This window comes from Bradyrhizobium sp. (genome assembly GCF_030646015.1).
GTDB lineage: Bacteria > Pseudomonadota > Alphaproteobacteria > Rhizobiales > Xanthobacteraceae > Bradyrhizobium.
On record NZ_JAUSLT010000046.1, the window covers coordinates 1 to 25,366 of the forward strand.

The window sequence follows — 25,366 nt, forward strand, 5'->3', positions numbered from 1 at the left end:
TGGTGAACGCCATCTCGCTCTGACCGGACGCGATCAGCTTGAGTTTGTCGACCGATCCGCCGGTGACTTCCGCGGTGGCCTGCACGTTCGGCAGGTTCTTCGACAGCACGTTGGCGACGGCGCCGCCGAGCGGATAATAGACGCCGCCGGTGCCGCCGGTGCCGATCGACATGGTCTTCTGCTGGGCGTGAACCATGCCGGCGAGCGCGAGCCCCGCCGTGAGGGTAATCGCCAGCATCGCCGCGGTCTTCTTGGTCTTCGTCATCATTAAGTTCACTCCCTGATTCTTAAACGGTGAGGGCCGGTCGTTTTGGTGTTGGTGTTCTGGCCTGCCACAGCAGCACGCCGAGGCCGATGATCAGGCCCGGCACGTAAGTATAGCTGATGTCACGTCCGATAATCGATTCGACGATAGCCTCGATCAGACTGGGGAAAACCAGCAGCAGTCCCGATAGCAGAAGCAGGACGCCCTCGATCGGCTTATTTTGTCGCAGCGCCCAGTTCTGCGCAACCGCGGCGAGCGCCACCAGCCCGAGCGTTGTCTTGATTGTGATTTCGACGATGTCGACCCACGATCCGCCCTTCGGGATCGAGAGCAGCAGGCCGACGCCCTGCGGGTCGAGCACGAACACGAATGGAACCAGGAATGCCGGCAGCGTGTATTTCCACGACTGCAGCGTGGTCTTGTAGGGATCGCCGCCGGTGATGGCGGCGGCGGCGAACGGCGAAAGCGCGGTCGGCGGCGACACTTCCGACAGCACGGCGTAATAGAAGATGAACATGTGGGCGGCGTAATCGGGCACGCCGAGTTTGATCAATGCGGGGGCGGCGATCACGGCGCAGATGATGTAGGACGCCGTCACCGGCACCGCGAGGCCGATGATCCACACGATCAGCGCGGTATAGATCGCGGTCAGCAACAGGCTGCCGCCGGCATAGGCGATCACGATCGACGAGAATTTGAGGCCGAGGCCGGTCAGGGTCACGACACCGACGACGATGCCGGCGCAGGCGCAGGTGGTCGCGGCGTTCAAGGCGCCGATCGAGCCGTCGGCCAGCGCCTTGACCAGCTTCGTCGGCACCAGCGCGGTCTCCCTGCGCAGGAAGCTCAGCGCGAAGGTCACGGCGGTAGCGTAGAACACCGACAGCGCGGGCGAGTAGCCGATCACCATGAACACCACGACGGCGAGCAGCGAGATGAAGTGAAAGCCGTAACGCTTCGTCATCTGGCCGAGCGACATTTCCGGCGTGAAGTCGACATCCTTGGCGCCGTACTTCTTGGCGTCCAGTTCGACCATGATCAACAGCGACAGATAATAGAGACAGGTCGGAATCGTCGCCATCCAGATCACGTCGAGATAGCTGATCTTGAGGAACTCGGCGATCAGGAAGGCCGCGGCTCCCAGCACCGGCGGCGACAGGATGGCGCCTAGCCCGCCGGCTGCCAGCAATCCGCCGGCGGCGTTCTTCTCGAAGCCCGCCTTGGCCAGCATCGGATAGGCGACGGTGCCGATCATCACGGTGGTGGCGACGCCCGATCCGGAGGGGCCGCCGAGCAGGAACGACGACAGCACCACGGTGCGCCCGGCGCTGTTCGGCTTGCCGCCCATCAGCGCCAGCGAAAAGTCGATGAAGAATTTGCCGGCGCCGGATTGCTGCAGGAACGCGCCGTAGATCGTGAACAGGATGATCAGCGTGGCGGAGACGTCGACCGCGACGCCGAAAATGCCTTCCAGCGTGATGAAGAGGTGGCCGACCAGCCGTGGCAATTCGTAGCCGCGATGGGTCCATGGCGCCGGCAGATGCGGGCCGAGCATCGCATAGGCGATGAACATCACAGCGACGACCGGCATGATCAGCCCGGTGGTGCGGCGGGTCGCCTCCAGCAGCAGGATGATGAACACGACGCCGACGATGACGTCCAGGCGTTCGGGCGAGGTGGCGCGGTCGGTAAAATCCTCGCCGCCCCACAGCGCATAGACGATGGTCGCCACCGCGAACAGGCCGGGCACCACGTCCCACCAGCGCACCCGGTTGCGAAACCGGGTCGCCAGCGGAAACAGCAGGAAGCTCAGCACCAAAGTGAAGGCGACGTGGGTGTAGCGCAGTTCCTGGGTCGGAACGATCGCATAGGCGGCGTAGAGGTGGAACAGACTCATGACCACGGCAAGGGTGGTCGAGACCCGTCCCCACCAGCCCATCAGCCGGTTGGCCGCGCCCTCGTCGGCTTCGATGAACGCCTCGGCCCGCTGCAGCGCCTCATCGGAAATGGCGACGACGTCGTCATTGGGCGATGATTTGCCCGGCTTTGGTTGGTCTGTGGCCATGCTTCCCCCGAAACGCTTGCACCATGGCCTGACCTCGTCGGCCGGGTCCTTGATTGCGGCGCATTGATCCCGGTTTTCGGCAACCGTTGCAAGGGTTTCCGGCGGGGGATTCGGGGACTTTTCCGATGCCGTGCCCGGAGGCTTGCCGGGGGCGTGACCTCGGGGTTCCATTCGGGGTACAAGGCGCCAACACGTCAAGAACAGGGAGAAGTCGATGGAACGGCTCAAGGGCAAGACAGCGATGGTGGTCGGCGCCGGTTCGATCGGCCCGGGCTGGGGCAACGGCAAGGCGACCGCGGTGACCTTTGCGCGCGAGGGCGCGCAGGTGTTCTGCGTCGACCGCAACGGCAAGGCCGCGCAGGAGACCGTCGATATCATCACCTCAGAGGGCGGCAAGGCGGCGGCTTTCACCGCCGACGCGTCCCGATCGGAAGATGTCGAGGCGATGGTGGCCGCCTGCCTGAAAACCTATGGCCGCATCGACGTGCTCGACAACAATGTCGGCATCGCCGAGATGGGCAGCGTGGTGAGCGTGCCGGAGGCAAGCTGGGATCATGTCTTCGACGTCAACCTGAAAAGCGCCTTCCTCGCCATGAAGCATGTCATCCCGGTGATGGAAAAACAGGGCGGCGGCTCGATCATCAACATTTCCTCGATCGCCTCGATCCGCCATCTCGGCATTTCCTATGTCAGCTACGGCACCTCCAAGGCCGCGATGAACCAGATGACCAAGACCACCGCGGTCGAATTCGCCGCCAAGCATATCCGGGTCAACGCCATCCTGCCGGGCCTGATGAAGACGCCGATGGTCGAGCATTCCGCCGGCCTCGCCTCGAGCTATGCCGCCGGCGACGTCGAGGCGATGTGGCGCGCGCGCGACGCCCAGGTGCCGATGGGGCACATGGGCGACGCCTGGGACGTCGCCAACGCCGCGCTGTTCCTCGCCTCCGACGAATCGAAATACGTCACCGGGCTGGAATTGATCGTCGATGGCGGGATTACCGTGAAGGCGGGGAATTAGGGGCTGAGCGATAGAATCGAGCGCGCAGGAGTAGCATCCGTGTCCCGGACGCGGTGCGGCGCTTTTGCGCCGCTCCGCAGAGCCGGGACCCATATTTTTCTGATGACGCGTGGGCCCCGGATCTGCAGCGCATCACGCCGCAAGTGCGGCGCGCTGCGCAGCGTCCGGGGCACGAGAGTTCGCTACTGCGCCATCGCCAGGATTCCGCCCGCCAGCGAGTGCCATGCTGCGGTGGTGCTGATCGGCCAGTTCAGGAGTTTCACGGCGATCAGCGCGATGCCGCCATAGACATAGACCGGATGCGGACGCCCGTTGGTCCGCCAGTCATAGACGATCGCGGCCACCAGCAGGAGATAGGCGACGAAAGCCGGCGGGATGGTGACCGGCACCGGCGGCGGGCCGGCAGGTCCCGGAGGCGCCAGGAACGTCAGGAACCAGCGCGCCACCGCGGCGTCGAGCAGCGAGATGCTGGCCAGCAGCATCAGGCGCTTGTGGATTTCCTTTTGCCTGACATAGCCGATCGCCAGCGTAAACACGACAGCGAAAAACAGCATGCCGCTGAGCGGCACGATCACGAACGCGATGCCTTCATCACGCATGCCGATCTCGGCGGAGCGCTTCATCGCGCTGACCGCTACCAGGAAACCGGAGATCACCATCGCGGTCGCCAGCGACACGCCTATCATGCCCGTGGTCCGGTGCCGCACCACCTGGCCCGATGCGGCAAGCCAACTCTGGAATGCGAAATACAGCGTCCAGGCGAAGAACAGCAGGCCGTGAAAATGCACCACCGGCATCGGCGGAAATTTTCCCGCTGCCATCGGCACGAAGTAGGTCGGTGCGAAGCCGAGGAAGGCGACGGCGACGCAGGACAGCGCCATATAGAAGTAGAAGTATTGGGCGTGGGAGGTTGCGCTCGCATGAGTGCGTTGGTCGTCGATTAAGGTCGTCATGGGGGAATTCAGTCTCCAAAATGCGAGTAGATGAGTCTCCGTAACAGGCAAATGGTTCAAGAAAAAAAGCCGCAGCAGTCATGCGCAGCCGGATGCCGATCGGAACGCAATTCGGCCGCAGTCCGGTTAGCGCGGCTATTGCCGGACGCGAATCTCTCCCATATTGAAGGCACTTTGCCGGGTAGATCGATGCGACTTCGTCCTGCAGTCCGGATCCGCAACGTGGCCGTTGCCTTTGTGCTGTCGGTGGCCTCGCTCCATGGCGCCTTCGCGACCGGCGCCAAGCCATCCACCGATCCGGAGGTGGATCCGGCGCCGTGCGTCGCGGCAGCGACAGCCAACGACGCCGACAGGATCATCGCCGCGTGCGGCGTGCTGATCGACAGCGCCAGGACGTTGAAGCCGGACCGCATCAAGGCGCTGGTCGCGCGCGGCGGTGCTCATGAGCGCAAGGACATGATCGACAACGCGATCAGCGATTACGACGCGGCGCTGTGGCTCGACCCGGGGCTTGCGGATATCTTCAATATCAAGGGCGAACTCTGGCGCAAGAAGGGCGACCGGCGCCGCGCGCTGGCCGATTTCGCTTCCGCGATCAAGCTGAACCCGGACCACGCGGCAGCCAAAGCCAGTTACAGATCGCTGGCGCAGGAACTGGAGCGCCTGGGCGTGCTGATAGCGGTCGCCAACAAGCCGAGCTTCAACTGCGCCACCGCCAAACGTCCGGTGGAGAAGGCGATCTGCGCCAGTCCGGAACTGGCCGATCTCGACCGCGAGATCGATGGCGTGCATGCCCTGGTGATGCGCGACGCCGCCAAGGTCGGCCCGCGCGCCGTCCGTGCCTTGCAGCGCAAGCAGGACCAATTCATCGCCCGCCGCAATGCGAGCTTTGGAAAGCCGGGTTACGACCTGCGCAAGGCGATGAAGGAACGGCTGCAGGAGATAGTGGGGGTCGACGGATACTAGGCCGGTCGACCCGACGAGCGCCGGTTAGTCTGATATCGCAGCGTTTTCGCCTTGAATTGTCGGGTCATCCCGTGACAATGCCGCAAAAGAAAATGACCGGATTTGATCTCGGTCATGGCCGGACTTGTCCCGGCCATCCACGTCTTGTTTCCTGAGTGAGACAAGGGACTTAAGTTAGCCGGGAGCGACGCCATGAACATCCAGAACACCAGCCGCTACCACGAGGTCCATGCCCGCTCGCTGCGGGATCCCGAGGGTTTTTGGGGTGAGGCGGCGCGCGAGATCGACTGGATCGAGCCGGCGAAGAAGGTGTTCGACCCCGCCATGGGGCTTTACGGCCGTTGGTTCGCCGGCGCCGTGGTCAACACCTGCTACAACGCGCTCGACCGCCATGTCGCTGCCGGACGCGCCGATCAGCTGGCGCTGATCCATGATTCGCCGCTGGCCAGTTCTTCGGGAACGAGCGCCATCACCAGATTCACCTATGCCGAGATGCTGCATGAGGTGAAGACGCTGGCCGCCATCATGCAGGATTTCGGGGTGACCAAAGGCGACCGCGTCATCCTCTATATGCCGATGGTGCCGGAAGCCATGGTGGCGATGCTGGCCTGCGCGCGGATCGGCGCGGTGCATTCCGTGGTGTTCGGCGGTTTTGCCGCGAAAGAACTCGCCACCCGGATCGAGGACGCCAAGCCGAAACTGATCTTCTCGGCAAGCTGCGGGCTCGAGCCCGGCCGCATCGTGCAGTACAAGCCGCTGCTCGACGAAGCGATAAAGCTTTCCAGCGTGAAGCCCGAGACCTGCATCATCCTGCAGCGGCCGCAGCACGGCTGCGATCTCGTTGCCGGCCGCGATCACGACTGGGCCGAGCTGCGAGCCAAAGCCATCGCCGCGAAGAAGTCCGCGGACTGCGTGCCGGTACTGGCGACCGATCCGCTCTATATTCTCTATACCTCCGGCACGACAGGCAAACCCAAGGGCGTGGTGCGCGACAATGGCGGGCATCTGGTCGCGCTGAAATGGTCGATGTTCAACCTCTACGGCGTCAAGCCGGGTGAAGTCTGGTGGTGCGGATCCGACATCGGCTGGGTGGTCGGCCACAGCTACATCATCTACGGCCCCCTGCTGCATGGCGCGACCTCGATCATGTATGAGGGCAAGCCGATCGGCACGCCGGATGCCGGCGCGTTCTGGCGCGTGATTTCGGAGCACAAGGCGGTGGCGCTGTTCACCGCGCCGACCGCGTTCCGCGCCATCAGGAAGGAAGACCCGGACGGCAAGTTCATCCGGCAATACGATCTTTCAAAATTCCGCACGCTGTTCCTGGCCGGCGAGCGCGCCGATCCACCGACGGTGGAATGGGCCGAGCAGCAATTGAAGGTGCCGGTGATCGATCACTGGTGGCAGACCGAAACCGGCTGGTGCATCGCCGGCAATCCGGTCGGCCTCGGCATGCTGCCCGTCAAGCACGGCTCGCCGACGGTGCCGATGCCGGGCTATCAGGTCGAGGTGGTCGACGAAGCCTCGAAGCCGCTGCCCGCCGGCACCATGGGCTCGATCGTGATCAAACTGCCGATGCCGCCGGGCTGCCTGCCGACGCTGTGGGAGCAGGACGAGCGCTGCCGGGAAGCCTATTTCGCCGAATTCCCCGGCTACTACAAAACCTCCGACGCCGGCTACATGGATGAAGACGGCTATGTCTTCGTGATGGGCCGCACCGACGACATCATCAACGTCGCCGGCCACCGGCTCTCGACCGGCGGCATGGAGGAGATTCTCGCCGCGCATCCCGACGTCGCCGAATGCGCGGTGCTCGGCATCAAGGACGCCATCAAGGGCGAGGTGCCCTGCGGCTTCCTGGTGCTGAAGGCCGGCGTGACACGCAGCCATGCCGAGATCGAAAAGGAGATCGTGGCGCTGGTTCGTGAAAAGCTCGGCCCGGTCGCGGCGTTCAAGCTCGCGATCACGGTGGGAAGGCTGCCGAAGACGCGGTCTGGCAAGATCCTGCGCGGCACCATCAAGAAGATCGCCGACGGCGATCAATGGGCGATGCCAGCCACCATCGAAGATCCCAAGGTGCTGGAGGAGATCGAGGGCGCGCTGAAGGGCAGGGTGTGATCGTCATTGCGAGCGCAGCGAACGGGTCCCACTCCGGCCCGTCAACGTCATTGCGAGCGAAGCGAAGCAATCCATCTCACCACGCGAAGAAAGAATGGATTGCTTCGTCGCAAGCGCTCCTCGCAATGACGACGGAGGGCCCTTGTCTGCCCCGATCAAGGAAAATGCCTTGATTTCGATGGATTGCCGGGTCAAGCCCGGCAATGACGAAATGGGACAACGGATCGAAAAATGCGCCCTAACTCCTCACGAACCTTTCTGGCACTCCTCTTCCTCGCGCCCCTGCTCGCGGGCTGCCTCGAGCGCGGGCAGCCGACCATGGTCGATAGCAGCGGCGACGACGACGCGTTCTGCGCCCGCAGCCATGCGGCGGGCTCGCCGGACTACGTCAATTGCCGCAAGGACCGCGACGTCCAGCGCGCCAACGCCAACTCGCGCGCCGACAAGCGGCAGCGCAATCTCGGCGAATACATGCTCAACAATCCGACACGGCCTTGAATCCAGGGAGACCACCATGAACGAAGACAAATTCAACAGCAGCCTGCGCGGCTTTCTCAAGAAGGTCGGCATCACCTCGCAGCGCGAGATCGAGAAGGCGGTGCGCGACGCAATCGCGGCCGGCCGCCTCAAGGGCAATGAAAAGCTGCCGGCGAAAATGGTTCTCACCGTCGGCGGCGTTAGCCTGACGCACGAGATTACGGAAGAGATCGAACTGGGGTAGTACGAATCGAGCGGCCTTGCTTCCCTCTCCCCTTGTGGGAGAGGGTGGACGCGATGCGAAGCATCGCGGACGGGTGAGGGGTCTGTCTCCGCGGATAGAGACCCCTCATCCGGCGCGGATTTCATCCGCGCCACCTTCTCCCACAAGGGGAGAAGGGAAGAGGTGCCTCACCATTTTCATAAAGGACATCACCACATGGACATCAAGGTACGCGACTCAAACGGCGCACTGCTCGCCGAGGGCGACAGCGTCACGCTGATCAAGGACCTCAAGCTGAAGGGCTCGTCGACAGTCCTCAAGCGTGGCACCGTCATCAGGGGCATTCACCTCACCGACAATGCCGACGAGATCGAAGGCCGCACCGACAAGGTCAAGGGCCTGGTGCTGCGCACGGAGTTTCTGAAGAAGGCGTGATGCTTTCCGCCGGAGATAGCATCGCCTCAAAGATCAGCGGCGGGGACGTCATCGAGGGGTTCCCGCTGTTCAGGCTCGACTTCCTGCGCTTGCAATGTTCGGCCGACCGGTCCGGGGCTCCAATAGTCGCCGGACAGAGGACTGACTCTTACGTCATGAATGACCCCGAGTTGCAGGCTTGGATCGAAATGGCGCATCGCCCGTTCATTGAGGTCAATGATGCGGCCGGGCATGAGTGGCCCCACGTCATTTATCTTGACGATGATCTTCTTGCCTGCAGCCTCGACGAGGGCATATTTCGGCCTCGCGCCAAACTGGACCCCGCCAAATTTCTCGCGCAAGCTCGTCTTGATGGCGGCCGCCCAGACAGAGGGATCATAGCGCTCGCCGGAGGCCGTGCTCGGACCGCCCTCGCGCCATCCGGGGCGGAACGGATTGTAGGTAGATGCTGCGCCAACGATCGCATCCCCGGAAGCGGCATCGACGACGGCGCTTGAATGAACCGCATTGATTTCACTTCGTGCGACGGCAACAGAAATGGCCAGCGTAACCACGGCGCCGCAAATTGCGGCGCCCGAGCGAAACAACATCATGACTCCTCGACTGGATTTTCTGGGTCGTTCGGTTCTCGATGCCGCAAAACAGGGTCAAGCCAACGCGGATGCGGATGCGTTGGCGAACTCACGCCAATTTTTGCGGATACGTGCCAATCGTGGCGACGGAACCGTTGTGGAAACCAAGCTTGTACTCGCACAGGTGTGCTTGGTTCTCACCGACTAGGCAGAGATTGCGTCAGCAGCATGACTGCGCTCATGCGAATTGCTTGAGCCGTATTTCTACGCGTCTGTAATCGGCTCGAACGCATCTTCAACAGGATCAACCTGCGCCGGAGAGCTGCAACGCGTTGATGGCGCTCAGTGCGCCAGGTTGCGGAGCTTGGTCCCGATCGCGAGCACCATCAGTCCGAAGCCGGCATAGGCGATGTATTCCGGATGATGACAGAACATCTGCGAGGTGGAGCAGACCTCGCCGGCCCAGGGCGCACCGATCGAAATTTGCGAAGCGGCTTCCTTGAACAGGAAAGCGGTACCGCCGAGCAGGATCGCCAGTAGAAATATGATAACCGCCATTTTCGATATCGTCCTGTCGTCAGCCGGTCTTGTCCGCTTTTGACGGAAGAAAGTATCTCCGGGTTATTACGGAGTTTTGAAAACGGAATCCCTCGCCCGTCGTCCCTGCGAACGCATGCGTTCGCAGGGACGACGTTGAGAGATTTAGTCCAGGAATTGCGACTTGCGTCGCGCATTGAATCTCCATGCTCACTCCGCCGGCGCTTCCGCCTCGTCGCCGGCTTCGCTCGCGCCGCGGCTCATCATGAAGCCCAGTGCCAGCCCGCCGATCGCCAGAATCGGGATCAGCTTCTTGACGCCGATGGCGCGGACCAGCTGGAGGCCGGCGGCCAGCAGCATCGGATCGGCCAGCATGTGCGAGGCCGCGGATTTCGCCGACCGTGCGGCTTCTTTGGCGGCTTCCTCGGCGCGGGCCTGGATCTGGTTCTGGCGCACCTTGTAGCAGACGGCCGCGATCAGCGTGACCACGAAGAACAATCCGGCCCCCGCCAGGCACGCTTCGACTGGACCATATTTCTGCAGGACGAACACGAACAGCGCCGCGCACAGAAACGATGTGGTGACCAGCAGCGCGAAAGCGGCCGCCGCGGCCAGCGAGGTCAGCCGCAGGGCGGTGCCGGTGCTCTCCTTGATATCGTCGATCATTCGCCCAAACATGCAACGCCCCGATTTGAAAGGAATTTAAGCGAACGCGATGGCGGCGCCTCGGCGCCACCATCCGGTCAGTCTGGATCTTCGAGTCACGCCGCTACCGGCGCCCATTCGACCAGCATCAGTTCTACCGCCGCCATGCCGCGCCGATCAGAAAGCCGATGCCGAGCGCGATACCCACGGTCGCCAGCGGGCGCTGCGTAATGACATCTTCCAGTGATTCCTCCAGCGAAGAGGCCGCGTCATAGGCGGAATCCATCATGGCGCTGCCGCGCTCGGCCATATCGTCGTACGCCGAGTCGACATTGGCGCGGGCTTCCTTGTAGCCACGGCGCGCCTGCTTGCTGGCGCTGCCGGCGAACGTATTGAGCACGTCGGTGATCTGGTCGGTCAGGGCGGAAATATCGTTTTTCACGGCTGCTACATCCTTCTCAAAGCATTCGTATTGCGTAAGCCACAAACGTCCGGGTCTGCGGGAAGTTCCCGGGCTGAAACCGCGGCGGGGATCAATGTCCCGGCAGCTGTACTGAATCGTCGGGCATCAGATGCACCTTGATGATCAGCGCCACGATCAGGATCGGCGAGGCCAGGAAGGCGCCCATCGGTCCCCACAGCCAGGTCCAGAACGCAAGCGCGATGAACACGGCGAGCGCGTTGAGCTGCAGGCGGCGGCCGACGATCACCGGCGTCAGGAAATGGCCCTCGAGAAAGGTCATCCCGGCAAACAGAGCGGGCGCGAGCAGTCCGCCGGCCAGCGTCGGGAAAGCGACGACGCCGACCACGGTCAGGATCGCGAACATGAAGACCGGACCAATGATCGGGATGAAGTTCAATGTCGCGGCCAGCGCGCCGAGCGCGGCCGGGTTCGGCATCCCCGTCGCCGCGCAGATGATGCCGGTCGCCACGCCAACGCCGATGTTGATCATGGTCACCATCAGCAGATAGCCGCCGAGATGCTCCTCGATCGCATTGACGATGCGCAGGGTTCGCAGCCGCGATTCACGGTCACCGAAGGTCATGACCATGGCGCGGCGCAGGTCCGGCCAGCTGACGATGAACAGGATCAGCGTCACCAGGAACAGCAGGAACTCGGCGAAGGTGGGCGACAGGAATTCCAGGGTCGGCTGCACCCACTCGATCTTGGGCAACTGGAACGAGGCGCCCGGCAGGGTTTCGGATCCGCCCAGCGACAGCTGCATTTGCTGCCACAGCCACAACGGGCGATCGAATACATGAAGCTTGTCCTTCATGAGCGAGCCCAGTTCGGGAAGCCGCGCGCTCCACTCGATGACCGGGGCGGCGATCAGGCCGATCATGAAGGCGACCACCGCGCAGGCTGCGGACACGATCATGACCGCGGATACGGCGCGCGGAATGCGGTGCTGTTCGAGATGGCGTGCCGCGGGCGCCAGCATGGTGCCGACCACGAACGCCATCATGACCGGAAGGAAAAACGCCTTGGCGGCATAGAGCACGGCGACGATGCAGATAATGAGAAGCGCGACCAGCGCGAATGCCACTACCTCGGCACGCCGGATCACCGGCGGCTGTTCGGTTTTGCTGTCGGACAGCGGCTTGCCTGCCGGGTCAGCGGACGCACGCTCATTGGGAAGGACACGCAATTGGCTCTCCCCCGCGCTACGGCGAATGTGAACAAATTTGAACAGGGTCGCGGTGCGCTGACGAACCGGGCGACAGGCCACATAACCCGCGTGGGAACCGAAAGTTCCGTCGCAATAACGTGAAGCGCCGGCTGGTTGACAGGCCACCCTGTGCCTTGAGTCGAACGGAACCTTGCAGCCCCGGCCGGGTTGATTGGCCAGAGCATCAATTGATGCGCATCGCATTGGGGCAGGTCATGGCACAGACATCCGCAGGCAGGCTTTTTTCGTCCACCGGCGCGCTGGTGCTTGGCACAGCACTGATGCTGTCGCCCGCGTTGCTCGAAAGCGCGAGCGCCCAGCTGCTCGGCTATGCCTCCAACGCGCCGATGGCATTTCCGTCGGACAATCTGATGGTCGCACCGGCGCAGCCCGCGGATGACGGCGACGATGCAGTCGTGATGCCGGAGCGTTTGAAGCGCGCCATCGTCGCCTTCGACACGCACGAAGCCCCCGGCACCATCGTGATCGATACCGGCAACACCTACCTCTATTACGTGCTCGGCCAGGGTCGCGCCGTTCGCTACGGCGTCGGCGTCGGTCGCGAGGGTTTCACCTGGTCCGGCGTGCAGAACATTACCAGGAAGGCCGAGTGGCCGGATTGGACCCCGCCCTCCGAGATGATCGCGCGCCAGCCCTATCTGCCGCGCTTCGTCGCGGGCGGCCCGGGCAATCCGCTCGGCGCGCGCGCCATGTATCTCGGCTCCAGCATCTACCGGATTCACGGCACCAACGATCCCTCGACCATCGGCAAGTTCGTCTCCTCGGGCTGCATCCGGCTGACCAATGAAGACGTCGCCGACCTGTTCAGCCGCGTCACCATCGGCACCAAGGTGGTGGTGCTGCCGAAGAACGCGCCGCACATGGCGACGCGCAGCCCGGCGACCAGGACGACGATCAGCGTTCGTCCGGCGGCGGCGCAGCGTCCGGTCGCAACGACGGCCGTCCCGGGCCGCCAGGCGATGAACCTTTCGACGTCGTCGCTGTATTGATCGGGAGACCGCTATGAACTGGCATTTGGGCAAGCGGCTGGCGTGGAGTGCAGCGGCGTTGCTGTGCGCCTCGGCGCTGGCGCCGGCCGCTCAGGCGCAGGACTTTTTCTCCCAGCTGTTCGGCGGCTTCGGCCGCTCGCGCGCGCCGCAAATCCACATGCCGTTCGCGGCCGATGACGGTCCGGTTGTCGCCCCGCAGCGCGAGGCCCGCCCGCGTTACGGTGTCGGCCAGGCCTATTGCGTGCGCACCTGCGACGGACGCTATTTCCCGGTCAACGGGCCGGACAATAAGAGCCGCGCCGAGGCATGCAACAACTTCTGCCCGGCCAGCGACACCAAGCTGGTCTATGGCAGCAGCATCGACCATGCCGCGACCGAAACCGGAAAACCCTATTCCGAACTGCCGAATGCGTTTCGCTATCGTGAGGAACTGGTCGTCGGATGCACCTGCAACGGCAAGGACCAGATCGGGCTCGCCTCGGTCAAGATCGAGGACGATCCGACCCTGCGACGTGGCGACATCGTCGCGGGCGAGGGCGGGTTGATGGTCGCCGGCCGGCCCGACAGGCGCGGCGCGTCGCTTAATTTCTCGCCGGCCTCTGACCGTGTCCAGGCCCGCTACCAGCGCCTGCCGGTGGTGGCGAGGGAGTGAGAACTACACCGCATGAATGTTGTCTACGGAGCCGTTGAAATCATTGATTTTTTGTACTAAAAATAAGGTTCCGCCCCTGGAACCCGGCAGGTCCATTGGCGTTGAATAAGCAGCCAATCGCGCTTTCACGACGCCTCAGGGGACCCGCATGCTCATCAGCGCACTCGTTACATTTCTCGTCGTTATTCTCATTCTCTATCTGATCAACCTGCTGCCGCTGGACGGCCGCGCCAAGCAGATCGCCCGCGTCGTCGTCATCGTCATCGGCGTGATCTCGCTGCTGAAAATGCTCGCGGTGTTTTAGACCGATCGCGACACCTCAACAAAAAAAGCCCCGGCCGAGGCCGGGGCTTTTCTGTCGTCGGAGTTACTTCAGAGCCTTGAACCAGTCGTCCACGTCCTTGCGGATATGATCCTTGGCGAAGCCGTAGCGCTCCTGCAGCTTGCCCTCAAGCTGCTCACGGCGCCCCTCGATTACGTCGAGGTCGTCGTCGGTGAGCTTGCCCCATTTCTCCTTGGCGGCGCCCTTGAACTGCTTCCAGTTCCCTTCAACCCGGTTCCAATCCATCGTCATCTCCTCTTGTGTTGAGATGGGCGATCAACGCCCGGGTGAGCAGGACGTTCCGAGGGGAATGCGGCAAGCTGTCGTCGGCCTGCCGCTGTCTATTCACATCGATCAACCCGCCGCCTTGGCTTCCCGGCGCCGTGCGGTGAGGATGAACTCGGTGTAGCCGTTCGGCTGCTCGCGGCCCTTGAAGATCAGGTCGCAGGCGGCCTTGAAGGCGACGCCGTCGAAGCCGGGCGCCATCGGCCGGTACTCGGCATCGCCCTTGTTCTGTCCGTCCACCACGACCGCCATCCGCTTCAGCGATTCCATCACCTGTTCTTTGGTGATGACGCCCTGATGCAGCCAGTTCGCCAGATGCTGGCTCGAGATCCGCAAGGTGGCGCGGTCCTCCATCAGGCCGACGTCGTGGATGTCGGGCACCTTGGAGCAGCCGACGCCCTGGTCGATCCAGCGCACGACATAACCCAAAATGCCCTGGCAGTTGTTGTCGATCTCCTGCTTGACGTCGTCGGGCGCCCAGTTCGATTGCGACACCGGGATGGTGAGAATGTCCGACAGCTTTGCGCGCGGGCCGCCTTTGCTCAATTCCTGCTGGCGCGCTTGCACGTTGACCTGGTGATAGTGCAGCGCGTGCAGCGTGGCGGCGGTCGGCGACGGCACCCAGGCGGTGGTGGCGCCGGCCTGCGGATGGCCGATCTTCTGCGTCAGCATGTCCGCCATCTTGTCGGGTGCGGCCCACATGCCCTTGCCGATCTGGGCATGGCCGGGCAGGCCGTCGATCAGGCCGTTGTCGACGTTCCAGTCCTCATAGGCCTTGATCCAGGGCTGCGCCTTCATGTCGTTCTTGCGGATCATCGGACCGGCTTCCATCGAGGAATGGATTTCGTCGCCGGTGCGGTCGAGGAAGCCGGTGTTGATGAAGCAGATCCGCTTCGAGGCCTGCTGGATGCAGGCCTTGAGGTTGACCGTGGTGCGGCGCTCCTCATCCATGATGCCGACCTTCATGGTGTTTTCCGGCAGACCGAGCATCTTCTCGACCTGGCCGAACAGTTCGCAGGTCAGCGCCACCTCGTCGGGGCCGTGCATCTTCGGCTTGACGATGTAGACCGAGCCGGTGCGGCTGTTCTTCGTCTTCGACTTGCCCTTGAGGTCGTGGATCGCGAGCAGGCCGGCGACGGCGGCATCCAGAATGCCTTCCGGAATTTCGGCGCCCGAAGCGTCGAGCACCGCGTCGGTGAACATGTGATGGCCGACATTGCGCATCAACAGCAGGGCGCGGCCGTGCAGGGTGAGTTGCTTGCCGTCCGCCGTGGTGTAGACGCGGTCGGGATTGAGCGCGCGCTTCAGCGTCTTGCCGCCCTTCTCGAAGTCGGCCGACAGCGTGCCGTCCATCAGGCCGAGGGTGTTGCGATAGACCAGCACCTTGTCCTCGGCGTCGACGGCGGCGACGCTGTCCTCCATGTCGAGGATGGTGCTAACCGCCGATTCCAGGATCATGTCGGCGACCCCGGCCGGATCGTCCTTGCCGATCATGTGGCCGCGGTCGATGACGACTTCGATGTGCATGCCGTTGTTGACCAGCAGGATCGCGGTCGGCGCTGAGGGGTCGCCCTGGTAGCCGGCGAACTGCGCGCTGTCTTTCAGCGCGGTGGCGTTGCCGCTCTTCAGTTTGACCGCGAGCTGTCCCGCGATCACGCCGTAGGAGGTCGCATCGGTGTGGCTTCCGGTCGCCAGCGGCACGGCGGCATCGAGAAAGGCCTTTGCCTTGGCGATGACCTTGTCGCCGCGCGCCTTGTTGTAACCCTTGCCGGCTTCGCCCGGATCGTGCGGGATCGCATCGGTGCCGTAGAAGGCATCGTACAGGCTGCCCCAGCGCGCATTGGCGGCGTTCAGGGCGTAGCGTGCGTTGGTAAGCGGCACCACCAGCTGCGGCCCGCAGATTTTTCCGATTTCCTCATCGACGTTTGCGGTTTCGACCGTGTGGGTCGCAGGTTCCGGCAGCAGATAGCCAATCTCCTTGAGGAAAGCCGTATAGGCATTCATGTCGAACGGCTTGCCCTTGTGGGCGCGATGCCAGCCGTCGATCTTCGACTGCAGGGCGTCGCGGAAGGCGAGCAATTCACGGTTCTTCGGCGCGAGATTCGTGAGGATGGCTGCCAGCCCCGCCCAGAACGCGTCGGGCGAAATCCCGGTCTTGGGGGTCGCCTCCGTGGCGATGAAATCGAACAAAACGGGGGCGATCTTCAGTCCATGGGCATCGATACGATTCATGATGGGCTTTCTTGGCGGGAAATGGCGGTTTACAGGCTGTTTTCAGGGGTGAACACAGCAAAAAGCGCGCCAAAGGGCAGTTTTCGGGGCCCTTTTAGCCATAGACCGGCTCGATGAGAAGGCCCCAAAGGGGCGTCCGAAAGTCTCAGATATTGGCGGCGAGATCGACCAGTTCGTCGAACAGAACGCCGGATCGCGCCAGCATCCGCTCGATCTCGTCGGTGGCGTCGGGGACCGAGCGCCTCGAGGTGTCGATCGTCAACTCGCAGCCGGCCGGCGGCTGGTAGTCGTTGCCGGTGCCCGTAAACCCGTGCAGGGCGCCGGCACGCGCCTTGGCGTAGTGGCCCTTGGGATCGCGGCTCTCGCACACGTCAACCGGCGTTGCGACGTAGATCTCGCGGAACGCGGTGTCGGCGATGCGGCGCGCCGCGGCGCGATCTTCGCGCGCCGGCGAGACCGCGGCGACGATGGCGATGTGGCCGTTGCGCGCCAGATGAACCGCGACCTCGGCAAGCCGACGAATGTTTTCGCTGCGATCCCTGGCGGAGAAACCGAGATCGCTGTTGAGCCCGGCGCGCAAGGTGTCGCCGTCCAGCAGTACTGGCGAGCCGCCGGCGCTGAACAGCCGGCGTTCCAGCGCGCGCGCCAGCGTCGATTTGCCGGAGCCCGGCAATCCCGTCAGCCAGAGCACCGCACCGTTATGACGGTAGCGCGCCGAGCGTTCGTCGGGCCGCAACGCGGACTCCACCGGCACGATATCGACGGGGATGGCGCGTTGGCCTGACGCGACCGACAGCACCAGGCCGCCGCCGGCAATGCGGCCGTTGACCTCGATGACGAGGCGTCCGGTGCGCGAATTGTCGGTGTAGGGATCGGCGGCGATCGGTTGCGCCAGCGAAATGTCGATCTCGCCGACATGATTGCGCGCGATTGCCTTGGTCTCGACGCTGGAGAGTTCGCCGGGGTCGACCGCCTTTTCGATCGCGACCACGGTGGCGCGGGTTTCCCGTGTGCCGAGCCGGACCAGAATCGAGGCGCCTTCCACCAGCGGCTTGTCGTGCAGCCAGAAAATCCGCGCGCGAATCCGCCTGGTGTCGCGCGGCGTGCTTCCGACATGGGCGATGACGTCGCCGCGTTCGACGAACAACTCGCGGTCGAGCGTGATGCCGACCGAGCGCCCGGCGCCCGGGCTTCCCTGCAGCGGGGTCACCGGCCAGCTCTCGACGCTCCTGATCCTCGCGATCTTGCCGGCGGGCATGATGACGATCTCGTCGCCGGCGGCGAGGCTGCCGGATTCGATGCGGCCTGCGACAATGCGGCGGTCGTCGAATTTGTAGATCGCCTGCACCGGCAGCCGCAGCGCCAGCGTCTCCAGCGGCCGTGCCGGTTCGAGCGCATCGAGCGCCTCGACCACGGTGGGGCCGTCATACCATTCGATCCGCGGCGTGCGTTCGGCAACCCCGTCGCCGTCGCGCGCGGAAATCGGAATCACCGCCGACGGCGTCACGCCGAGCCCGATCAGATGCGCTGATATCTCGTCGCTGATTTCCTTGAACCTGCTGGCGCTGAAATCGACCCGGTCCATCTTGTTGACGACAATCGCGACCTGCTTGACGCCGAGAAGATGCAGCAGATAGCCGTGGCGCCGGGTCTGGTCGCGCACACCTTCCAGCGCGTCGATGATCAGGACCGCGCCGTCCGCCTGCGAGGCGCCGGTGATCATGTTGCGCAGGAATTCGGCGTGACCGGGCGCGTCGATCAGCACCACGTCGCGCGAACGGGTGCGGAAGCTGATCTGGGTGGTGTCGATGGTGATGCCCTGGTCGCGCTCGGTCTGCAGCGCATCCAGCAGGAACGACCATTCGAATGGCATGCCGCGGCGGGCGCTGACCGCTTTCAGCATTTCGAGCTTGCCCTCGGGCAGGCTGCCGGTTTCATGCAGCAGACGACCCACCAGCGTCGACTTGCCGTGATCGACATGGCCGACGATGACGATGCGGACCTGCGGGCGCGTGGTGCCGTTCGGCGTGGCCAGTGTCGCGGTGGGGATGATCATGTTCATGGGAGCGCTCAATTCGATATCCGTCAGAGGTAGCCGGCGACGCGCAGCCGCTCGAAGGCGTCTTCGGTTTCATGATCCAGCGCGCGGCCCGCCCGCTCGGGCACCCTTGTGCCGTCGAGCTCGATCAGGATTTCCTCGATATTCGAGGCGGTCGAAGCCACGGGGTTGGTGATGTCCTGATCGCCCAGCGAGCGATAGCGCTTGCCGTCCTTCGCCAGGTACAGCGGAATGATCGGAATGTTCTCGCGTTGGGTGTAGGCCCAGATATCGGCCTCGGTCCAATGCAGGATCGGGTGAATGCGTAAATGCGCGCCGGGCGGCGGCGAGGCGTTGAACTGGTCCCAGAATTCCGGCGGCTGATCGCGCACGTCCCATCCGCCTTCGGTGCCGCGCGGCGAGAACACGCGTTCCTTGGCGCGGGTGGCTTCCTCATCGCGGCGAATGCCGGCGATCAATCCGTCAAAGCCGTATTTGGCGAGCGCGAGCTTCAACCCCTCGGTTTTCCGCGCGGCGGATCGCGCCGCGGGCGGCAGGGTCGGGTCGATGGTCTCCAGCAGAGGGCAGGGTTCGATCTTCAGATCGAGTTCCCATTCCTTGCCGTAGCGATCGCGAAACGCGTACATCTCGGCAAACTTCTTGCCGGTATCGACATGCAGGGCCGGGAACGGCACGCGGCCGAAGAAGGCCTTGCGCGCCAGCCAGATCATGACGTTGGAATCCTTGCCGAGCGACCACAGCAGCGCCAGCTTCTTCAGCCGCGCGAAGGCTTCCCGGAAAATGTAGATGCTCTGCGCCTCGAGCGCGTCGAGGTGGTCCATGGTGGGGGGAGGCAGGCGCCCATTGGACGAAATTTGGGACGACATAGGCGCGGCCGAAGAGCCCTTTGGCGGGTCGGCGCGGCGCAACCGGGCGATCGTGGATTCGTTGTCGAGAAGATGCATCTCTGCCCCTTGGCCTCTGGAGGCGAAAATTCTATAGTTGCACTGCAGTAGAGAAGAAAAATTTTCTCTTTGCGCGTGCTGTAAGAGACATATATAGAAAATAATTCTAGTCAACCCCGTAAGTTGGGGCAACGAGTGTCGCATGCGATTCCTGCCCGTCTTTCTCGACCTGCAAACCGGACCGGTGCTGCTTGTTGGCGCCGGCGATCTGGCGCGGGCGAAATTGCGTCTGCTGGCAGCGGCGGGTGCGCGCATCCGCTACTTCGCGACCGACGGCCAGCATGATGTGAGCGGGCTTGCTGTTGACGAGGCGGCGCGGATCGAACTGGCGCAGGGCGATCCTTTGACCTCCGATCTGAACGGCGTCATCGCCATCCTGTGCGCGGGCGCCGGCGACATCGGGGTTGCGATGTCGGCGCGGGCCAAAGCGGTCGGCCTTCCCGTCAATGTGATGGACGATCTCGCCCATTCGACTTTCATTTTTCCCGCCATCGTCGATCGCGGCGACGTGGTCGTGGCTGTCGGCACCGGCGGCGCCTCGCCTGTGGTGGCACGCCGCGTGCGCGAGCACATCGAAGCGGTGTTGCCAGCCCGAATCGGCGATCTCGCCACGTTCATCGGCCGCTGGCGCAAAACCATCAACGGCCGCATTCCCGAATTTGCGCTGCGTCGTCGTTTCTGGGAGCGCGTGTTCGATGGCCCGATCGGCGCGCTGGTGCTCGCCGGCCGCAAGGATGAGGCAGAAGCCGCGCTGAACGATATTCCCGACGCATCCGCCTTTGCCGGCGCGCTCGCATCGGGCAAGGCCGAGGGCAAAGTGACGCTGGTCGGTGCCGGTCCCGGCGATCCGGACCTTCTGACCATCAAGGCATTGCGCGCGCTGCAGGACGCCGACGTGGTATTTTACGACGAGTTGGTCTCACCGGAAATTCTCGATCGGGTGCGCCGCGATGCGTCGCGCGTGCCGGTCGGCCGTCGCGTCGGCAAGCCCGGCATCGGCCAGGACGCCATCAACAGACTGTTGATCGAATCCGCGAAATCGGGCCAGCGCGCGGTGCGCCTGAAGGGCGGCGATGGCTTCGTGTTCGGCCGCGGCGGCGAGGAAGTCGAAGCGCTGCGCGCGGCCGGCGTCGCCTATTCGGTGGTGCCGGGAATTACCGCAGGGCTCGGCGCCGCCGCGCAATTCGAAGTGCCGCTGACCTTCCGGCACGAGGCGCTGCGCATTACGTTTCTCACCGCGCACAAGGCCAGGGATGCTGAAGCCGTCGACTGGTCTACGCTGACCGACGAGAAGATGACGGTCGTCGTCTACATGGGAATGACCGCGGCGCCATCGGTTCGTGCCGGGCTTCTCGCCGCCGGCCGTTCGCCGCAAACCCCGGTCGGCGTGTTCGCGCGGGTGACGCGGCCGGATGCACAGGCGGCGGTCGGAACGTTGCAGGAGTTGCCCGATCTCATCGAGAAGATCCACGGCGGCCCGGCCATCCTCATCATCGGCGACGTCGTCGCGCATTCCGCGCCGTGGCGCGAAGCCAATCCCAATCGAGTGCTCTCCAAACTGCTGGAAACCGCCGCATGACCTCTCCGCTGCAACAAAAGATCAAGATATCAGGGCCGTCCGTCATCACCGCCAACCGCACCTGGGATGGCATCGTGATCTGGCGCACCGCCGCCAAGGGCTGGTCGGCCGAACTGTCGGACGCGGCGATCGTTCGCACCGCCGATGAGGCCCGGGCGCTGCTGGCCGAATCCGTCGCCGACGATGTCGGTGCGATCGGTGCCTATATCGCGCCGGTCGAACTCAAGGACTCCGGCAAGATCAAGCCCGGCAATCTGCGCGAACACATCCGCTCGGCGGGGGTCACTATCGACCTTCCGGTCCCGGCGTAAGGCCATCAGCCATGTATGCATATGACGAACTCGATCGCACGCTCATTAACGAACGCGTTTTGGAATTTCGCGATCAGGTGAAGCGCCGGCTGTCCGGCGAACTCACCGAGGACGAATTCAAGATGCTGCGGCTGCAGAACGGCGTCTATCTGCAATTGCACGCCTACATGTTCCGGGTCGCGATCCCCTACGGCACGCTGTCGTCGGAGCAACTGCGGCGCATGGCGCATGTCGCGCGCAAATACGATCGCGGCTACGGCCATTTCACCACAAGGCAAAACATCCAGTTCAACTGGATCAAGCTCGCCGAACTGCCCGATGCGCTGGCCGATCTTGCCGACGTCGGCATTCACGCCATGCAGACCTCGGGCAATAACACCCGCAACGTCACCTCGGACCAGTGGGCCGGCGTCGCGCCGGGCGAGATCGAGGATCCCCGCATCTGGTCCGAGCTGCTGCGGCAGTACACCACGCTGCATCCGGAATTCTCCTTCCTGCCGCGCAAGTTCAAATTCGCGATCACCGCGTCCGATCACGACCGCGCCGCGATCAAGGTGCACGATATCGGCTTGCGGCTTTACAAGAATGCCGCCGGCGAAACCGGCTTCGAGGTACTGGTCGGCGGCGGCCTCGGCCGCACCCCCTTCATCGGCAAGACGATAAAACCGTTCGTGCATGGCCACGATCTCCTGAGCTATGTCGAAGCCATCCTGCGCGTCTACAACCAGTACGGCCGCCGCGACAACATCTACAAGGCGCGCATCAAGATCCTGGTGCACGAGCTCGGCATCGAGAAGTTCGCCAAGGAGGTCGAGGAGGAATGGCTACAGATGCGCGACAGCGCGCTGGCGATCGATGATTCCGTGATCGAGGACATCCGTTCGCGCTTCAGCTATCCGGCCTACGAAAAGCTGCCGCACATGCCGGACGAGCTGAAGAAGGCGGCGCATGACCCGCATTTCGAGGCCTGGCGCAAGAATTCGACCTTCCCGCACAAGGTGCCGGGCTATGCGATCGCAGTGCTGTCGCTGAAGCCGGTGGGCGGTCCGCCCGGCGACGCCACCGCCGACCAGATGGATGCCATCGCCGATCTCGCCGACAAATATTCCTTCGGTGAAATCCGCGTCGGCCACGAGCAGAACCTCGCGCTGCCCCATGTCGCGCGGCGCGACCTGCCGGCGTTGTGGAAGGCGCTCGACAAGATCGGCGTCGCCACGCCGAACGTCAATCTGGTCTCCGACATCATCGCCTGCCCGGGGCTGGATTATTGTTCGCTCGCCAACGCCCGCTCGATCCCGATCGCGCAGGAATTGACCCGGCGCTTCGCCAATCACGACACCGCCAATCTGATCGGGCGGCTGCACATCAATATTTCCGGCTGCATCAATGCCTGCGGCCACCATCACGTCGGCCATATCGGCATTCTCGGCGTCGAGAAGAACGGCGAGGAATTTTATCAGATCACGATCGGCGGCCGCGCCGACGAGAAGGCCGAGGTCGGAACGCTGATCGGGCCCGCCGTGCCCTATGGCGATGTTGCCGACGTGATCGAGGATATCGTCGAAGCCTATCTTGCGCTGCGCGCGCGTCCCGACGAACTTTTCATCGATGCGGTGAAGCGGCTGGGCGTCGAACCTTTCAGGGAGCGGGTCTATGCCACTCGTTAAGGGCGGGAAAATCGCCACCGACGCGCTGGTCCATGTGGCCGACGACGCCGAGATTCCAGGTGATGGCGGGATCCTGATTCCCGCCGCGCGTTTTCTCGGCGATGCGGAGGCGTTGTCGGGCCGGGCCGGCAAGACCGGCGTGATCTGGCCGAACAACCGCGATATCGACGACCTGGTGCCCTGGCTCGACCGGCTCGCCGTGGTCGCGCTGGTGTTCCCGAATTTCCGCGACGGTCGCGCCTATAGCCAGGCCCGCGTGTTGCGGGAACGGTATGGCTATCGCGGAGAGTTGCGCGCCACCGGGCAGGTGCTGCGCGACCAGTTCGTATTCATGCTGCGCGCCGGCTTCGACGCCTTCCAGGTCAACAAGGAAAGTGACGCGGAAGCCTTTGCCGCCACGGTCAAGCGCTATTCGGTGTTCTACCAGCCGACCGGCGACGGCCGCATCACCGCGCTGCACCGGCGCATGCAACTGCGCCATTCCGAGAGTGCCGGCCAATGAACGCGCGCGCGCAGCAGGCTGTAGCCGGGCGGGCGGCGGGTGGTTTGCCGCCGGCCGCGGAACTCGCTTCCGAGTTGCGGACCGCTTCGCCCGCGCAGGTGATCGCAACCGCCCTGCAGATCGTCGGCCGCGAGCGCCTCGCCGTGGTGTCGTCGTTCGGCACCGAATCGGCGGCGCTCCTCAAGGTGATGGCCGACGTCGATCCGGCGATACCCGTGGTGTTTCTCGATACCGGCTGGCTGTTCGAGGAGACGCTGGCCTATCGCGACACGCTGGTCGCGACGTTGGGGCTGCGCGACGTCCGTTCGATCAAGCCGCTGGAGCAAACGCTGTTGCGCGAGGATCCCGACCGCGAATTGTGGTTCTCCGATCCCGATGCCTGCTGCCGGATCCGCAAGGTGGAGCCGCTGGCCCGCGCACTGGCGCCGTTCTCGGCATGGATCAACGGACGCAAGCGTTTCCAGGGCGGGCTGCGCGCCGACATTGCCGTGGTCGAGGACGACGGCATCAGACTGAAATTCAATCCGTTCGCCAACGTCTCGCGCGAAGAGATCGAGGCGATCTACAAGCTTGCAAAACTGCCGCCGCATCCGCTCGCGGCATCGGGTTATCTCTCGGTCGGGTGCATGCCCTGCAGCAGCCGGACCTCGGCGGACGAGGATGCGCGTGCCGGCCGCTGGCGCGGCAGAGCCAAGACAGAATGCGGCATCCATACGGTCAAGACTTCATAGGACAATGACGCTGCGACGCCACAAACATTGAAATGCGGTTTCGTTGACTTAAAGGCCATTCATCGCGAGTTATGTTCGCGTGCTTCTCGATGACAATGCCGTCGTCGGTGCGAATGGAGATCGAGATGGTCCGCCGTATTCTGCCCCTCGTCGCGGGACTGCTCTGGGCAGGTTCTGCGCTGGCCGCCGATGTGTCGCTGCTCAACGTGTCCTACGATCCGACGCGCGAACTCTATGCAGAATTCAACAAGACGTTTGCGCGCGCCTACCAGAAAGAAACCGGCAAGAGCATCGAGATCAAGCAGTCGCATGGCGGCTCCGGTTCGCAGGCGCGCGCCGTGATCGACGGCCTGCAGGCCGACGTCGTCACGATCGCGCTCGCCTATGATATCGACGCCATCGCGGCCAAGGGGTTGCTTCCGGCCGACTGGCAGAAGCGCCTGCCGCAGAATGCGTCGCCCTACACCTCGACGATCGTGTTTCTGGTGCGCAAGGGAAATCCCAAGGGCATCAGGGATTGGGACGATCTGATCAAACCCGGCGTCAGCGTGATCACGCCAAACCCCAAAACGTCGGGCGGCGCACGCTGGAATTATCTGGCCGCATGGGGTTACGCGCTGAAGAAATTCGAGTCCGCAGGCAGGGCCAGGCAGTTCGTCGGCGATATCTTCAAGAACGTGCCGGTGCTCGATACCGGCGCGCGCGGTTCGACTGTCACCTTCGTCGAGCGCGGCGTCGGCGACGTGCTGCTGGCCTGGGAGAACGAGGCGTTCCTGGCCCAGCGCGAATTCGGCAAGGACAAGTTCGAGATCGTCGCGCCGCCGCTGTCGATCCTGGCGGAGCCGCCGGTCACGGTGGTCGACAAGGTCGCCGACAAGAAGGGCACCCGGGCCGCGGCCGAGGCCTACCTGAAGTACTGGTATACCAGGGAAGGTCAGGAAATTGCCGCACGTAACTCCTATCGTCCGCGCGACCAGGAGATTGCGAAGGAATACGAGAAATCTTTCGCCAAGGTCGAATTGTTCACCATCGACGAATTGTTCGGCGGCTGGACCAGGGCGCAGAAGGAACATTTCGCCGAAGGCGGCATTTTCGACCAGATCTACAAGAACTGATCTGGCCGGGGGG

The 25,366-nt window shown here is 63.7% G+C and carries 27 protein-coding genes; 15 read left to right on the forward strand and 12 right to left on the reverse strand.

Annotated elements, in window-relative coordinates:
- Both Q7T45_RS06815 and Q7T45_RS06820 read right to left on the reverse strand, forming a co-directional pair.
- On the reverse strand, positions 1 to 268 hold a 268-nt coding region (locus tag Q7T45_RS06815; protein WP_304869047.1), incomplete at its 3' end, for a TAXI family TRAP transporter solute-binding subunit.
- A 19-nt stretch (positions 269 to 287) separates the two neighbouring features.
- Entirely contained in the window at positions 288 to 2,327 is a 2,040-nt protein-coding gene (locus Q7T45_RS06820; RefSeq protein WP_304869049.1) for a TRAP transporter fused permease subunit, read from the reverse strand.
- Between the two features lie 214 nt (positions 2,328 to 2,541).
- Here Q7T45_RS06820 and Q7T45_RS06825 point away from each other — a divergent pair, with 214 nt between their 5' ends.
- A complete protein-coding gene (locus Q7T45_RS06825) occupies positions 2,542 to 3,348 on the forward strand; it encodes an SDR family NAD(P)-dependent oxidoreductase (RefSeq protein WP_304869051.1) in 807 nt (268 codons plus the stop codon).
- Between the two features lie 182 nt (positions 3,349 to 3,530).
- On the opposite strand, the gene Q7T45_RS06830 is transcribed toward Q7T45_RS06825, so the two are convergent.
- Complete coding sequence (locus Q7T45_RS06830) at positions 3,531 to 4,301, reverse strand: hypothetical protein (protein ID WP_304869053.1); 771 nt, start codon at positions 4,299 to 4,301, stop codon at positions 3,531 to 3,533.
- A gap of 189 nt (positions 4,302 to 4,490) precedes the next feature.
- Between Q7T45_RS06830 and Q7T45_RS06835 the strand changes: the two genes are divergently transcribed.
- The 5 genes from Q7T45_RS06835 (at position 4,491) to Q7T45_RS06855 (ending at position 8,520) form a co-directional block, all read left to right on the forward strand.
- Positions 4,491 to 5,267 carry a hypothetical protein gene (locus tag Q7T45_RS06835; RefSeq protein WP_370691226.1) on the forward strand — a complete coding sequence of 259 codons (777 nt, stop codon included), beginning with the start codon at positions 4,491 to 4,493 and terminating at the stop codon, positions 5,265 to 5,267.
- A 192-nt stretch (positions 5,268 to 5,459) separates the two neighbouring features.
- Positions 5,460 to 7,385, forward strand: coding sequence for a propionyl-CoA synthetase (locus Q7T45_RS06840; protein WP_304869058.1), 1,926 nt, complete (start codon positions 5,460 to 5,462; stop codon positions 7,383 to 7,385).
- A gap of 231 nt (positions 7,386 to 7,616) precedes the next feature.
- The gene (locus Q7T45_RS06845) at positions 7,617 to 7,883 is read left to right on the forward strand and encodes a hypothetical protein (RefSeq protein ID WP_304869060.1); all 267 of its coding nucleotides are present in this window, start codon (positions 7,617 to 7,619) and stop codon (positions 7,881 to 7,883) included.
- A gap of 16 nt (positions 7,884 to 7,899) precedes the next feature.
- Complete coding sequence (locus Q7T45_RS06850) at positions 7,900 to 8,106, forward strand: DUF6494 family protein (protein WP_304869062.1); 207 nt, start codon at positions 7,900 to 7,902, stop codon at positions 8,104 to 8,106.
- A 195-nt stretch (positions 8,107 to 8,301) separates the two neighbouring features.
- A complete protein-coding gene (locus tag Q7T45_RS06855; RefSeq protein WP_304869064.1) occupies positions 8,302 to 8,520 on the forward strand; it encodes an alkylphosphonate utilization protein in 219 nt (72 codons plus the stop codon).
- 26 nt (positions 8,521 to 8,546) lie between these two features.
- Here the strand turns inward: Q7T45_RS06855 and Q7T45_RS06860 are convergent, their stop codons facing one another.
- The 5 genes from Q7T45_RS06860 to Q7T45_RS06880 form a co-directional block, all read right to left on the reverse strand.
- Positions 8,547 to 9,113, reverse strand: a complete 567-nt coding sequence (locus Q7T45_RS06860; protein ID WP_304869066.1) for a septal ring lytic transglycosylase RlpA family protein — start codon at positions 9,111 to 9,113, stop codon at positions 8,547 to 8,549.
- Between the two features lie 321 nt (positions 9,114 to 9,434).
- Positions 9,435 to 9,650, reverse strand: coding sequence for a hypothetical protein (locus Q7T45_RS06865; protein ID WP_304869068.1), 216 nt, complete (start codon positions 9,648 to 9,650; stop codon positions 9,435 to 9,437).
- 189 nt (positions 9,651 to 9,839) lie between these two features.
- The gene (locus tag Q7T45_RS06870; protein ID WP_304869070.1) at positions 9,840 to 10,307 is read right to left on the reverse strand and encodes a hypothetical protein; all 468 of its coding nucleotides are present in this window, start codon (positions 10,305 to 10,307) and stop codon (positions 9,840 to 9,842) included.
- Between the two features lie 121 nt (positions 10,308 to 10,428).
- Complete coding sequence (locus Q7T45_RS06875; protein WP_304869073.1) at positions 10,429 to 10,761, reverse strand: YqjD family protein; 333 nt, start codon at positions 10,759 to 10,761, stop codon at positions 10,429 to 10,431.
- 46 nt (positions 10,762 to 10,807) lie between these two features.
- On the reverse strand, positions 10,808 to 11,923 hold the full coding sequence (locus Q7T45_RS06880; protein ID WP_304869075.1) for an AI-2E family transporter: 1,116 nt from the start codon (positions 11,921 to 11,923) through the stop codon (positions 10,808 to 10,810).
- A 236-nt stretch (positions 11,924 to 12,159) separates the two neighbouring features.
- Between Q7T45_RS06880 and Q7T45_RS06885 the strand changes: the two genes are divergently transcribed.
- The 3 genes from Q7T45_RS06885 to Q7T45_RS06895 all read left to right on the forward strand — a co-directional run bounded on the left by Q7T45_RS06885 (position 12,160) and on the right by Q7T45_RS06895 (position 13,910).
- A complete protein-coding gene (locus Q7T45_RS06885) occupies positions 12,160 to 12,954 on the forward strand; it encodes a L,D-transpeptidase (protein ID WP_304869077.1) in 795 nt (264 codons plus the stop codon).
- A 13-nt stretch (positions 12,955 to 12,967) separates the two neighbouring features.
- Positions 12,968 to 13,606 carry a DUF2865 domain-containing protein gene (locus tag Q7T45_RS06890; protein ID WP_304869079.1) on the forward strand — a complete coding sequence of 213 codons (639 nt, stop codon included), beginning with the start codon at positions 12,968 to 12,970 and terminating at the stop codon, positions 13,604 to 13,606.
- Between the two features lie 148 nt (positions 13,607 to 13,754).
- Positions 13,755 to 13,910 carry a Thivi_2564 family membrane protein gene (locus tag Q7T45_RS06895; protein WP_304869081.1) on the forward strand — a complete coding sequence of 52 codons (156 nt, stop codon included), beginning with the start codon at positions 13,755 to 13,757 and terminating at the stop codon, positions 13,908 to 13,910.
- 63 nt (positions 13,911 to 13,973) lie between these two features.
- Here Q7T45_RS06895 and Q7T45_RS06900 read toward each other — a convergent pair whose 3' ends face one another.
- The 4 genes from Q7T45_RS06900 to cysD form a co-directional block, all read right to left on the reverse strand.
- Entirely contained in the window at positions 13,974 to 14,174 is a 201-nt protein-coding gene (locus Q7T45_RS06900) for a CsbD family protein (RefSeq protein WP_304869083.1), read from the reverse strand.
- Between the two features lie 108 nt (positions 14,175 to 14,282).
- Positions 14,283 to 16,445: a malate synthase G gene (locus Q7T45_RS06905; protein ID WP_304869086.1), complete on the reverse strand. Its 2,163-nt coding sequence runs from the start codon at positions 16,443 to 16,445 to the stop codon at positions 14,283 to 14,285.
- Between the two features lie 145 nt (positions 16,446 to 16,590).
- Positions 16,591 to 18,507, reverse strand: coding sequence for an adenylyl-sulfate kinase (gene cysC, locus Q7T45_RS06910; protein WP_304869088.1), 1,917 nt, complete (start codon positions 18,505 to 18,507; stop codon positions 16,591 to 16,593).
- Between the two features lie 23 nt (positions 18,508 to 18,530).
- Positions 18,531 to 19,370: a sulfate adenylyltransferase subunit CysD gene (cysD, locus tag Q7T45_RS06915; RefSeq protein WP_304869090.1), complete on the reverse strand. Its 840-nt coding sequence runs from the start codon at positions 19,368 to 19,370 to the stop codon at positions 18,531 to 18,533.
- A 220-nt stretch (positions 19,371 to 19,590) separates the two neighbouring features.
- On the opposite strand from cysD, the gene cysG reads away from it, so the two are divergent.
- The 6 genes from cysG (at position 19,591) to Q7T45_RS06945 (ending at position 25,353) form a co-directional block, all read left to right on the forward strand.
- Positions 19,591 to 21,027 carry a siroheme synthase CysG gene (cysG, locus tag Q7T45_RS06920; RefSeq protein ID WP_304869092.1) on the forward strand — a complete coding sequence of 479 codons (1,437 nt, stop codon included), beginning with the start codon at positions 19,591 to 19,593 and terminating at the stop codon, positions 21,025 to 21,027.
- Positions 21,024 to 21,338, forward strand: coding sequence for a DUF2849 domain-containing protein (locus Q7T45_RS06925; RefSeq protein ID WP_304869094.1), 315 nt, complete (start codon positions 21,024 to 21,026; stop codon positions 21,336 to 21,338). Before cysG ends, Q7T45_RS06925 begins: the two co-directional genes overlap by 4 nt.
- Before the next feature lie 11 nt (positions 21,339 to 21,349).
- Positions 21,350 to 23,005, forward strand: a complete 1,656-nt coding sequence (locus Q7T45_RS06930) for a nitrite/sulfite reductase (protein WP_304869096.1) — start codon at positions 21,350 to 21,352, stop codon at positions 23,003 to 23,005.
- Positions 22,992 to 23,507, forward strand: coding sequence for a DUF934 domain-containing protein (locus Q7T45_RS06935; protein ID WP_304869098.1), 516 nt, complete (start codon positions 22,992 to 22,994; stop codon positions 23,505 to 23,507). The genes Q7T45_RS06930 and Q7T45_RS06935 overlap by 14 nt, the downstream gene beginning before the upstream one ends.
- Positions 23,504 to 24,238 (forward strand): phosphoadenylyl-sulfate reductase, encoded by a 735-nt coding sequence (locus tag Q7T45_RS06940; protein ID WP_304869100.1) that lies wholly within the window; start codon positions 23,504 to 23,506, stop codon positions 24,236 to 24,238. Before Q7T45_RS06935 ends, Q7T45_RS06940 begins: the two co-directional genes overlap by 4 nt.
- A gap of 113 nt (positions 24,239 to 24,351) precedes the next feature.
- Positions 24,352 to 25,353 (forward strand): sulfate ABC transporter substrate-binding protein, encoded by a 1,002-nt coding sequence (locus tag Q7T45_RS06945; RefSeq protein WP_370691229.1) that lies wholly within the window; start codon positions 24,352 to 24,354, stop codon positions 25,351 to 25,353.
- The last annotated feature ends 13 nt before the right edge of the window (positions 25,354 to 25,366 follow it).